This window comes from Candidatus Pseudoscillospira sp. SGI.172, from assembly GCF_050313575.1.
In the GTDB taxonomy this organism is placed as follows: Bacteria; Bacillota; Clostridia; order Oscillospirales; family Oscillospiraceae; genus Vermiculatibacterium.
In genome coordinates this window covers 1-11,492 of sequence record NZ_JBNPLQ010000046.1, presented here as the reverse complement: position 1 = coordinate 11,492, position 11,492 = coordinate 1, and the positions used below count along the sequence as shown (strand labels likewise).

Sequence of the window (11,492 nt, the reverse complement as noted above, 5' to 3'; positions counted from 1 at the left end):
GACGGGCCTCGGCGGCCTGGATCAGCTGATCGTTGATGTCGCGGACAGTGACCTGCTTGCCGCTGCGGGCAAAAACCTGCGCGATGTCCAGACCCATGGTGCCGCCGCCGATCACAACTACCTTATTGATGCTCATATGTAATACCTCCCAGTTTTTATTATAGAATTCTGTTGAAATGACTGTCTATCTTACTTATTTTCCGGTGAAGTTCTTTTCTTTCCGCTTTTCCAGGAAGGCAGACATGCCCTCCTTCTGATCGTCTGTGGAGAAGCAAAGGCCAAAAGCCTCCGTCTCGTAAGCAATACCGGTGTTGATATCGGTCTGAATACCCCGGCGGATGCAGCTCTTGGACTCCCGCACCGCCACCTGGGCCTGGGCCGCGATGGCCTCGGCCATCTCCATGGCCTTGTCCATCAGCTCCTCGGGAGGATAGACGGCGTTCACAAGGCCGATCTTCTCGGCAGCGGCGGCGTCGATGACCTTGGCGGTAAAGATCAGCTCCATGGCGCGGCCGGTGCCCACGATGCGGGCCAGACGCTGGGTGCCGCCAAAACCGGGGGTGATGCCCAGCCCCACCTCAGGCTGCCCAAACTTGGCCTTTTCACTGGCCAGCCGGATGTCGCAGGCCATGGCCAGCTCGCAGCCGCCGCCCAGAGCGAAGCCGTTGACTGCCGCGATGACGGGCTTGGAAAGGCTCTCCACCTTCAGGAACACATCGTTGCCGAACCGGCCCCAGTCCTTGCCTTCCACTGCGGTGAGAGGCTTCATCTCGCCGATGTCCGCGCCCGCTACAAAGGAGCGGCCCGCGCCGGTGATCACGACCACATAGGCCTCATCGTTGGCCGCCACATCGTCCAGCGCAGCGCTCAGGTCCTTCAGGACGTCGGCGCTTAAGGCGTTGAGCGCCTCCTGCCGGTCGATGGTGAGAATGGCTACGTGGCCTTTCTGCTCGGTTTTCACAAATCCCATGTTACTTTCCTCCATCTATCCATGTACTGATCTTGGTTCCTTTTGCGGCTTTTGTCCGTTCTTGTGATTTTTTTAACAATACAAGTGACAAAAAAACGCAACCTATGCCATTTGGTATGACTGTTCCAGTTGCATTCGGCCTTGCTACGGCCTTCGGCCGATCACACTGCACTCGTTAGTATAGCTCTTTTCGGGAGTAGACGCAAGATAAAATCGCCTGGAAAAAGAAAATTTTTTGTCGGAAAGATGCAGGCGGACAGGAATTCACCCCCACCCGTCTCACGGATTGGCAAGTATTCTGCTAGATGCCAAAAGCACAGGCCGCACGCGCGCTCAGCTCAGCAGCGTTCCCAGCCACTCGGCCAGCGGCAGATACACCATGGGCAGGAAAATGGCGGGCAGCATATTCCCCACCCGGATCTTTTCCCGGCCAAGGCCCATCATATTGAAGGCGATCCCCACGATGATGGCGCCGCCCACGGCGCTCATTTCGGTGATGACGGCTGGGCTGAGATAAGGGCCGACCACCCCGGCCAGCAGGGTCAGCGCCCCTTCATAGAGCAGGATCGGCACGGCAGAAAAGGCCACACCCAATCCCAGGGCCGCGGCAAAGGTGATGGCGCTCACGCCGTCCATCACGCTTTTTGAGACCAGAACGGCATAGTCGTGGTTCAGGCCGGCCTGGATGGAGCCGTTGATGGCCATGGCTCCCACACAGTAGAGCACCGTGGCGGTGACAAAGCCCTCCACAAAGCGGCTGCTCCCCTCGCCCCGAACCAGCTTCCTCCGGAGAAACTCCCCCATGCCGTCCATGCGCTTTTCAATGCCGATCCACTCCCCCAGGAGAGTCCCCGCCACCATGCAGAGGATCACACAGAGAGAATTTTCCGTCTTGAGGAGCGTGCTCAGGCCGATTCCAACCGTGCACAGGGCCAGGGCGGACATCACCGCCTGACCCAGCCGCTGGGAAAACCGACTCTTCAGCAGCAGGCCCAGAAAGCTGCCCGCCAAAACCAACACCACATTGATGAGCACCGCGGCCACGCGACCCACTCCTCCGCAACAAAACGCTGAAATTGGCATTATTCTACACGTTTTTCCCCCATTTGTCAAAAGAAGTATGGGCATAGGCTCCATTCTTTTTTATCAGGGATGCGGGATTTTCCGGCCCGCCCCTCGCCCGCATGTCGGACTTGTCCGGTGAATACCCTGATAATGCAGGGATCTGGGACAGCGGAGCACCCGCCGGCCTCCCTGTCCGGAGAGAGGGGGATTTCCACTTGAAAGCCATGTCCGCGCTGCGCTCCACCGCCGTCCTCACCGCCGTGAGCCTGTTTGCCCAGGCAGTTGGCTTTGTCTACCGGGTCTTTCTGTCCCGAATGGTGGGTTCGGAGGTCATGGGGCTCTATCAGCTGGTCCTGCCGGTATCGTCCGTCCTCATGTCTTTGACCGCCGTGGGCTTCACCGTGGCCTGCTCCAACCTCTCCGCCCAGTACCATGCTCTGGGCAACGAGAAGGCCGCCGCCCAGGTGGTGCGCCAGTGCGTACTGGGTTTCCTGACCGCCTTCACGGTGGTGGCCCTCATCACCGCCCCCCTCTCCGACTGGATCTCAGTGCGCCTGCTGGGGGATGCCAGATCCCGGCTGGGGCTGCTGCTCCTTCTGCCCTGCGTCCTCCTCACCGGGCTGGAGAACATCCACAAGCATTACTTTTACGGTACGGGGAATGTCCGTCCCCCCGCCGTCACTGAGATCTGCGAACAGCTCATCCGCACCGGGGCGGTGCTGGGGCTGCTGTGGCATTTTCTTCCTCAGAGTCCGGAGCGCACCGTGGGGCTTATCGTCTGCGGCATGGTGGCCTGCGAGATCTTTTCGGCCGTCACGCTGTCGGTCCTCTACCGGCGGGCCATGGGCCGGCATCCGGCGGGAGAAGGCGCCGCCCGCCGGACGCTCCCCCGCCGGATCGGCCTGATCGCCCTTCCCATCGGCTGGACTTCCCTGCTGGGCAATCTGATGGGGGCGGCCACCTCGGTGATGATCCCCCAGCGGCTGGTGCGGGCAGGGGCCGACGTGAGTCAGGCCATGAGCGCCTTCGGGGTAATGTGCGGCATGACCGTGCCCATGCTGGCCCTGCCCACCGCGGTCATCTCCGCCATGTCCCTGGTCTTGGTGCCCCGGCTGGCGGAGAGCGCCGCCCTGGGCCGCCCCGATCTGGCCCGCCGCCGCACCGGCAAGGCCCTCGAGGCCACCTCCCTGCTCATCCTCCCGGCCTCCGCCCTGCTGGCCGTACTGGCCCCCGCGCTGGCTCGGATGCTCTTTCGTGAGCCCTCGGCCGGAGACTTTGCCGCCCCCCTGTCCGTGGGCGTGGCACTCACCTGCTATGAAGCGGTACTGGGCGCTTCCCTCAACGGCCTGGGCAGACAGACCGCCTCCGCCCGCAACGCTCTCATCAGCGGGGCGGTCCAGCTGCTTATCACCTGGGCCCGGATGGGCCAGAGCGGCGTGGGGCTCCACGGCTACGTGGAGGGGCTGCTGGTCAGCACGGTGCTGGGGGTCTTTCTCAACTGGCGGTCCCTGCACAGGGCCATCAACCTGAAATTCCAGTTTTTCCGCTGGATCGCCGCGCCCGGGCTGGCCGCTCTGCTGGCCGGACTGTGCGTCAATCTGCTGTTCCCCATCCTCACCGGGGCCGGGATGGACGAAGTTCCCGCATGCCTTGCCTGCTTTGCCTTTGGGGTGGTGCTCTACCTCTGCACCCTGGCGGCTCAGGGCGTGGTGAGCCGGCCTTGCGCCGCAGCGAAAAAAGAGGTATCATGAGTCCAAAGGAGTGAATGCCCGTGAAAGCCCTCATCACTGGGGCCAGTTCCGGCCTGGGCCGGGACATGGCCCGCGCCCTGGCCCGCCGGGGCTGGTCCCTGATCCTGGTGGCCCGCCGGGCCGACCGGCTGGAGGAACTGGCCCGGGAGCTGGACGTCCCCGTCACCGTCCTTCCCATGGACCTCACCGCCCCCGGCGCCTGCCGCGTGCTCTACGAACAGGTGCGGGAGGAGGGCGTCGACCTGCTGGTGAACAACGCCGGGCGGGGCGTCTACGGTCCCTTTTTGGAGACCGACCTGGACGCCGAACAGTCCATGCTGGAGCTGAATATGGTGGCTTTGCACACACTGATGAAGCTCTTCCTCCGGGACTTTACCGCCCGGGGAAACGGGCGGGTACTCAACGTGGCCTCCTCCGCCGCTTTTCTGCCCGGGCCGCTGCTGGCCTCCTACTACGCCTCCAAGGCCTATGTCCTGCGGCTGTCCCAGGGGGTGCGCGAGGAGCTGCGCCGGGCGGGCAGCCCCGTGACGGTGAGCGTCCTCTGCCCCGGCCCGGTGGAGACCGAGTTTGACCGGGTGGCGGGGGCGAACCTGAACGCCGGAGGCCTCAGCAGCGCACGGGTGGCGGAGTTTGCCATCGCCGGGACTCTGCGGGGCAGGGAACTGCTCATTCCCGGCGGGCTGATGCGGGCGGTAAAGCTGGGGGTGCGTTTTCTCCCGGACCGTCTGGCCGCCCGGATCTGCTGGTCTCTTCAGGCCCGCAAGGGGGAACGGCGCTGAGGAGAAATTTTCCGCCCCCTTCCAAATTTCCACTTGACAGCCGTGTAAAAACCTGCTATAACCAAACCCAACAACACAACCAAATCCAAAACCGATGAGCAAGATGAGTACATGCGGAATGCGCGTTCCAAGAGAGTCGTGGGCGGTGAGATCACGACAGCGGGCGCCGTATGGAATGGCCTTGCGAGGGCAATACGAACGGCGACAGCTCAGTAGTGGATGCCGGGTCTCCCACCCGTTATCAGAGGGACGCGCATGATGGTGTGCGAATGAGCGGGCGCCCTTTGGGCGTCAATCCGGGTGGTACCGCAGAAGCTGCAGCTTTTGTCCCAGAGTTGGGACAAAGGCTGTTTTTTTATCCCCATTTTCAGAAACAGGGACGGAGGGATCAGAGATGACATTGAGAGAACGATGGCGGCACAGCATTTGCCGTCCCACAGCTTTTCCCACAAATCATGTCTGGAGGAACTCTCAATGGAATTTTCACCGATCACGGCCTTCGGCTTTGTCGCCCTCACCTTTGCCGTGGGGGACTATATCGCCCTGAAAACCCGGGGCATCGTATCCACTTTCATCACCGCGATCCTGGTATTCATTCTCTTCGGCGGAGTGCTCAGGGTCCTACCCGCCGACCTGATGGATCGCTCCGGCCTCACCGCGCTGATCCCCACCTTCGGCATGGTGCTCATTCTCACCAATCTGGGTTCCACCCTGGACCTCCATGCGCTGAAAAAGGAGTGGAGGACCATTCTGGTCTCCCTGGCGGGTGTGGCGGGCGTGATCCTTCTCTGCGCCACCCTGGGACAATTGCTGTTTGGCCGGGAATACGCTCTGAGCGCCATCGCCCCCATCAGCGGCGGGATCGTGGCCACCATGATCACCGGAGAGGCCGCCAAGACCGCCGGGCGGGTCGACCTGGCCAGCTTCGCCTCGGCGGTCATGGCCCTTCAGATCCTCATCGGCCTCCCCCTGGCCAGCTTCTTTCTCCGAAAGTCCGCCGTAGCATATATCGGTAGAGGCGGTCACCTGCAAAGTCAGTCCGGGGACAGCCGCCGGATCAACCTCCGCATTCTCCCCGCCACGCCGCAGTCCCTGGACACTCCAACCGCCCACTTTGCCCGTCTGGCCGCCACAGGCGCGCTGGCCCAGGGCTTCTCGGAACTCACCGGGCTGAACGCCACCATCTGTTACCTGCTGCTGGGCGCGCTGGCTGCCGCGGTGGGCCTTCTGGATCGAAACAGCCTGCAAAGGGCGGGCGGAGACGGCGTGATGCTGCTGGCCACCTATGCCTACTGCACCGCCAGCTTTGTCACCATGTCTCTCTCCCAGTTCGCCTCCATTCTCCTGCCGGTATTCGGCCTTTTGGTCCTGGGGGCCGCGGGCGTGGCCATCTGTTCCGTCCTGATGGGGCTTCTCTTTCACTGGGACCCCTCGCTCAGCATTGCCGTGGGCCTGTGCTGCATGCTGGGCTACCCTGTCACCTACGCCGTGGCCATGGAGGTGGTCACCGGCGCCAGCTTCGGCCGGGACTTCACCCCCGAGCAGATCCGGAATTTGACCGACTACGTCCTGCCCAAGATGCTCATTGCGGGAGTCGCCAGCGTGAGCGTGGCTTCGGTGGCTCTGGCGGGGGTGGTCGCCCCCCTGATCTTCTGACTGCCGTCACAATCCGGATGCGCCCTGCGCACACGGCGGGGGCCGTCCTCTTATTTGAAAGGTGCTGAATCCACTATGACGAATTATCAATCGGCCGCTCTGGCCATTAAAGATCAGATCATCGCCGACCGGCGTACCGTCCACAGCTTTGCGGAAACAGGCTTCGATCTGCCCCAAACCGTTGCTTTTGTAGAGGCGCGGCTGCGCGCCTGCGGTCTGGAGCCTCAGCGGGTGGGAAGGGCGGGGGTATCCTGTCTCATCGGAAGCGGGGCGGGCAAGACCATCCTGCTCCGGGCCGACATGGACGCGCTGCCCATGGCGGAGCAGACCGGGCTCCCCTTCGCCGCGGGCAACGGGAACTGCCACTCCTGCGGCCACGACTGCCACACCGCCATGCTGCTGGGGGCCGCCCGGCTGCTGAAGGAACACGAATCCGAGCTGGCGGGCCGGGTCAAGCTGATGTTCCAGCCGGCGGAGGAGCTGCTGGCCGGGGCCCGGGATATGCTGGCCAATGGCATTCTGGAACACCCCGCCGCAGACGCCGCTATGGGGCTTCATGTGGCAGTGGGGGTCGAGGGCTGCAGCGAACCCGGAACCATTACCTATAAACCCGGCTGTGCCTCCTTCTCAGGCGACGCAGTCCGGATCACGATCACCGGAAAAGACGCCCACGGCAGCACCCCATGCGCCGGTGTGGACGCCATCAATATCGCGGCCCACATAATTATCGCGCTCCAGGCCATCCCGGCCCGGGAGATCCCCTGCGAACAGCAGGCCGTCGTGCTGGTGGGGATGATCCGGGGCGGCACCAGCTGCAACACCAACGCGGGAAGCTGTGTGCTGGAGGCCTCCATCCGGGCCGACTCGGTGGAGGGGCGGGCCTTTCTCAAGCAGCGGGTGGCGGAGATCAGCCGGGCAACGGCGGCCACCTTCCGGGGCCGGGCCGAGGTGGAATTTGTATACGGCATGCCCTCTCTCTACAACGACCCGGCGCTGTGCAGGGACCTGAGCGGCTACTGCCAGGAGCTTCTGGGCGGAGAAGCCGTGATCGAGAGCGACCGTATGTCGGGCAGCGAGGACTTCACCATAGTGGCGCAGAAAGTCCCCTCCGTGTTCTTTCAGCTGGGCGCGGGCAGCGCGGCGGGCGGGCATCTCTGCGGGATGCACAACCCCGGCATGGTGGTGGAAGAGGACGTCCTCCCCACCGGCGCCGCTCTGTATGCCCACTGCGCTGTGCGATACCTCCAGAGCCATTCTTAAAAAAGCGGCAAAAAGCTGCGCCGCGTCCCCAAATGGGGGAGCGGCGCAGCTTTTTTCATTCTTTTTTACCGGCTCCTATTTGCCCATGAAGAAGTATCCCAGCAGATTTTTGAGAATGCCGGGGATAGTGAGCCGCGCCACCGACTGGGCCGCCACGATGGGGATGGTCTGGCGCACCTCGCCCGCCACCGTCACCGTCATCTCGCCCAGCTTCTGACCCTGCTCCACCGGGGCCTCCACATCGGCGCACAGGTCGATTCGGGTCTCCACCTCGTTGACCTGTGCCTTTTCCACCAGGATCCGGCCGCCGCCCTCCAGCACCGGCTGGACCTGCTCTTCCTCACCCAGCAGCACGTCCACCGGCGCCAGGGCCTGGGCCGGGTGGGCGTCCAGCACCGTGTAGTTGGCAAAGCCGAAGTCCAGCATGCTCTTGGCGCTCTCAAACCGCTGAGCCGAGGTGGGGGACTTGAGGACCACCGCGATGAGCTCCATGCCGCCCCGCTCGGCGGTGGCCGACATGCAGTAGAGCGCGCCGTCGGTGGAGCCGGTCTTGAGCCCGGTGGCTCCGTCGTAGAACCGGATGAGCTTGTTGGTGTTGGAGAGCTGGAAGGCCCCGTCCCGAATGGAATCCATCCAGATGGTGGTGTACTCCCGGATGGCCGGGTGGCGGAGAATGAGTTCCCGGCTCATCACGGCAATGTCGTGGGCGGAGGTGAGATGTCCCGCGGCGGGCAGGCCGGTGCAGTTGAGGAAGGTCGTGTCCGCCATGCCCAGTTCAGCAGCCCGCTGGTTCATCCGCTCCACAAAGGCGCCCTCGCTTCCGGCCACCCGCTCGGCCAGGGCCACGGCGGCGTCGTTGCCCGAGACCACCACCACAGCTTTGAGGAGATCCCGGACCGTCATGGTCTCCCCTTCCTTTAAATAGACCTGGGAACCGCCCATAGAGGCCGCCCGGGTCGAGACCTGCACCGAGTCGTCCGGCGAGAGCAGGCCGCCGTCAATGGCCTCCATGATCAGCAGGAGCGTCATCACCTTGGTGACGCTGGCAGGTTCCAGCTTGTCGTGGGCGTTCTGTTCATAGAGGGTCTGCCCGGTCTCCTTCTCCATCAGCACGGCGGCCCCCGCCGCCACCTCCGGCGCTCCGGCCACGGCGGCCCGAGCCGGGAAGATGCACAGGGAAACGGCCAACAGGGCCGCCATCCATTTTTTCATGGTTCCGCCTCCATTTTTTTGATCTGGAAATCTGCCTTTAAGATGTGGAATTTTCCTCCGCGTATACCAGGCGAATTTTGGTGCCGCAGGAAAAACAGGGATGCCGCCTCTCTTTTGTGAAAAACGCCGGAAGGATTTCTCTTTACATTTCTTATTTAGCGTGTTACCATACTAAAGTATCAAGACGATGGAAACAGGAGGAACCTTTTATGAATCCCAAGAAGCTGCTCTCTCTTGCTCTGGCCCTGACCATGGGCCTCTCCCTCACCGCCTGCGGCGGCGGCAAAGCTCCCTCCGCCTCGCCCTCCGAGGCCGCCGGCAGTGCGGCTCCCGCCGAGAGTGCCGCCGGCAGCAGCGATCTGGCCTATGTCAAGGACAAGGGCGTACTGGTGGTGGGCATCACCGAGTTCGAGCCCATGGACTACCAGGACAAGAACGGCAGCTGGATCGGCTTTGACGCCGATATGGCCCGCGCCTTTGCCGGGAGCCTGGGCGTGGAGTGCCAGTTCCAGGTCATCGACTGGGACAACAAGGTGCTGGAGCTGGACGGCAAAAACATCGACGTGGTGTGGAACGGCATGACCCTCACCGACGAGGTCACCAGCGCCATGGCCTGCTCCAACGCCTACTGCAACAACGCCCAGGTGGTCATCGTCCCCTCCGCCAGGGCCGCCGATTATCAGAGCGTGGACAGCGTAAAGGATCTGGCCTTCGCCGTGGAGGTCGGTTCCGCCGGCAAGGCTGAGGTGGAGGCTCTGGGAGCCAGCTATACCGAGGTCCAGGATCAGGCCACCGCGCTGCTGGAGGTCTCCTCCGGCACGGCCGACGCCGCCGTCATCGACTCTCTGATGGCCGCCGCCATGGTGGGCGCGGGCACCAGCTACGCCGATCTGACCTACACCGTGGGCCTCAACAGCGAGGAGTACGGCGTGGGCTTCCGCAAGGGCTCCGATCTGGCTGCGGCCCTCAACGAGTTCTTCCAGACCGCCTACGCCGACGGCAGCATGCAGAAGACCGCCGAGACCTACGGCGTTCAGGCCGCGCTCATCGAGCAATGACCGGGCTGTTTTTCAGCCGAAAAAAGCAGGGGGCGCACGCCCTCTGCTTTTTGTCCGTTTTTTGATTGGAAAGGTAAGGTGGGACACGCCATGCTCGCAACCGTCCTGGGCGCTCTGAATGTGGGCTTTTTACAGACCCTCAAGCTCTTCGCCGTCACCCTGCTGGGGGCCATTCCCCTGGGGCTGGTGCTCTCCTTCGGCTCCATGAGCCGCTTCGCTCCCCTGCGCTATCTCACCCGGATGGTGATCTGGGTCATCCGGGGCACTCCGCTGATGCTCCAGCTCATCATCCTCTATTACATCCCCGGCCGCCTGCTGGGATACAGTCCCTGGGGCAGCGGCGAGGAGGGCCGGTTCCTGGCCTCCGCCATCGCCTTTATCATCAACTACACCTGTTATTTCTCCGAGATCTACCGGGGCGGGATCCAGGGTGTTCCCGTCGGTCAGCAGGAGGCGGGCATGGTGCTGGGCATGACCCGGTCCCAGATCTTCTTCAAGGTCACCCTGCTCCAGATGATCAAGCGCATCGTGCCCCCCATGTCCAATGAGATCATCACCCTGGTCAAGGACACCTCCATCGCCCGCATCATCTCCCTCCAGGAGGTCATCTGGGCGGGCTATGCCTTCCTGAAGGGCTCCCATGGCTACTCAGGGCTGGTCTGGCCCCTGTTCTTCACCGGCATCTACTATCTGGTCTTCAACGGCGTACTCACCCTCCTGCTGGGCTGGGTGGAACGCAGGCTGGACTACTTTAAATAAGGAGGCGGGACCATGGCACTTTTGGAAGCACAGAAGATCGAAAAGCACTTCGGCTCCACCAAAGTCCTGCAAGACATCAGCTTCTCCCTGGACGAGGGGCAGGCCCTGGCCATCATCGGCTCCTCGGGCTCGGGCAAGACCACCCTGCTGCGATGCCTCAACTTTTTGGAGACGCCGGACGCCGGGGTCATCTCGGTGGGCGGAAAGGTCATCTTCGACGCCGCCGACCCCGCCACCCAGCAGGAGAGCGAGCTGCGGGAAAAACGGCTCCACTTTGGGCTGGTCTTTCAGAATTTCAACCTCTTCCCCCAGTATACCGCGCTGGAGAACGTGACCCTGGCGGTCAAGCTGCGCACACCGGACAAATCCCAGTGGGGGACCATCGACGCCCGGGGCCGGGAGCTGCTGGCCCAGATGGGCCTTCAGGATCGGGCCGGCCACTATCCCCACCAGCTCTCCGGCGGGCAGCAGCAGCGGGTGGCCATCGCCCGGGCGCTGGCCCTCCGCCCCGATGTGCTCTGCTTTGACGAGCCCACCTCCGCCCTGGACCCCGAGCTCACCGGGGAGGTGCTGAAGGTCATCCGATCCCTGGCCGATCAGAACACCACCATGATCATCGTCACCCACGAGATGGCATTCGCCCGGGATGTGGCCGACGAGGTCATCTTTATGGACGGCGGAGTGATCGTGGAGCAGGGCCCCGCCCGGCAGGTCATCGAGCAACCCCGTGAGGAGCGCACCCGGCAGTTCCTCTCCCGGTACTCCGGGTCTTGATCCATCGGAAGATCACCTGTTCGACAGAAAAATCCCTTTTATGAGACGCCCCCTTTGCTACAATGGCAGCAAAGGGGGCGTTTTGCATGGTTTTTTTCCGGCGGCTGGGACACAGCATTGTTTTCTGCCTGCTCTACTGCACGGATCGCCGGGCCGCCTGGCGGTACGCCCGATCCCGCGGCGAGTGAGAAAAGGCCGGGGCGGGGCG

11 protein-coding genes are annotated in these 11,492 nt (G+C 63.1%); 7 read left to right on the top strand and 4 right to left on the bottom strand.

The genetic code is table 11. From position 1 onward, the window contains the following. From ACQRD3_RS12735 to ACQRD3_RS12725, 3 genes are all read right to left on the bottom strand, one after another. On the bottom strand, positions 1–178 hold a 178-nt coding region (locus ACQRD3_RS12735; protein ID WP_427781638.1), incomplete at its 3' end, for a 3-hydroxyacyl-CoA dehydrogenase NAD-binding domain-containing protein. Between the two features lie 15 nt (positions 179–193). Beyond that, entirely contained in the window at positions 194–970 is a 777-nt protein-coding gene (locus ACQRD3_RS12730) for an enoyl-CoA hydratase-related protein (RefSeq protein ID WP_080906641.1), read from the bottom strand. A gap of 333 nt (positions 971–1,303) precedes the next feature. Beyond that, positions 1,304–2,014, bottom strand: a complete 711-nt coding sequence (locus ACQRD3_RS12725) for a DUF554 domain-containing protein (protein ID WP_427781636.1) — start codon at positions 2,012–2,014, stop codon at positions 1,304–1,306. A gap of 245 nt (positions 2,015–2,259) precedes the next feature. On the opposite strand from ACQRD3_RS12725, the gene ACQRD3_RS12720 reads away from it, so the two are divergent. The 4 genes from ACQRD3_RS12720 to ACQRD3_RS12705 all read left to right on the top strand — a co-directional run bounded on the left by ACQRD3_RS12720 (position 2,260) and on the right by ACQRD3_RS12705 (position 7,481). Further along, the gene (locus ACQRD3_RS12720) at positions 2,260–3,786 is read left to right on the top strand and encodes an oligosaccharide flippase family protein (RefSeq protein WP_427781637.1); all 1,527 of its coding nucleotides are present in this window, start codon (positions 2,260–2,262) and stop codon (positions 3,784–3,786) included. A gap of 20 nt (positions 3,787–3,806) precedes the next feature. Next, positions 3,807–4,565 carry an SDR family NAD(P)-dependent oxidoreductase gene (locus tag ACQRD3_RS12715; protein ID WP_080906723.1) on the top strand — a complete coding sequence of 253 codons (759 nt, stop codon included), beginning with the start codon at positions 3,807–3,809 and terminating at the stop codon, positions 4,563–4,565. 474 nt (positions 4,566–5,039) lie between these two features. Continuing rightward, positions 5,040–6,221, top strand: a complete 1,182-nt coding sequence (locus ACQRD3_RS12710; protein WP_427781635.1) for a hypothetical protein — start codon at positions 5,040–5,042, stop codon at positions 6,219–6,221. 75 nt (positions 6,222–6,296) lie between these two features. Next, a complete protein-coding gene (locus tag ACQRD3_RS12705) occupies positions 6,297–7,481 on the top strand; it encodes a M20 metallopeptidase family protein (protein ID WP_427781634.1) in 1,185 nt (394 codons plus the stop codon). A 75-nt stretch (positions 7,482–7,556) separates the two neighbouring features. Here the strand turns inward: ACQRD3_RS12705 and ACQRD3_RS12700 are convergent, their stop codons facing one another. Beyond that, positions 7,557–8,693: a D-alanyl-D-alanine carboxypeptidase family protein gene (locus tag ACQRD3_RS12700; protein WP_427781633.1), complete on the bottom strand. Its 1,137-nt coding sequence runs from the start codon at positions 8,691–8,693 to the stop codon at positions 7,557–7,559. A 209-nt stretch (positions 8,694–8,902) separates the two neighbouring features. Here ACQRD3_RS12700 and ACQRD3_RS12695 point away from each other — a divergent pair, with 209 nt between their 5' ends. The 3 genes from ACQRD3_RS12695 (at position 8,903) to ACQRD3_RS12685 (ending at position 11,284) form a co-directional block, all read left to right on the top strand. After that, on the top strand, positions 8,903–9,751 hold the full coding sequence (locus ACQRD3_RS12695) for a transporter substrate-binding domain-containing protein (RefSeq protein ID WP_427781632.1): 849 nt from the start codon (positions 8,903–8,905) through the stop codon (positions 9,749–9,751). 90 nt (positions 9,752–9,841) lie between these two features. After that, the gene (locus tag ACQRD3_RS12690; RefSeq protein ID WP_080906635.1) at positions 9,842–10,510 is read left to right on the top strand and encodes an amino acid ABC transporter permease; all 669 of its coding nucleotides are present in this window, start codon (positions 9,842–9,844) and stop codon (positions 10,508–10,510) included. A 12-nt stretch (positions 10,511–10,522) separates the two neighbouring features. Next, positions 10,523–11,284 (top strand): amino acid ABC transporter ATP-binding protein, encoded by a 762-nt coding sequence (locus ACQRD3_RS12685; RefSeq protein WP_080906633.1) that lies wholly within the window; start codon positions 10,523–10,525, stop codon positions 11,282–11,284. Positions 11,285–11,492 lie beyond the last annotated feature (208 nt).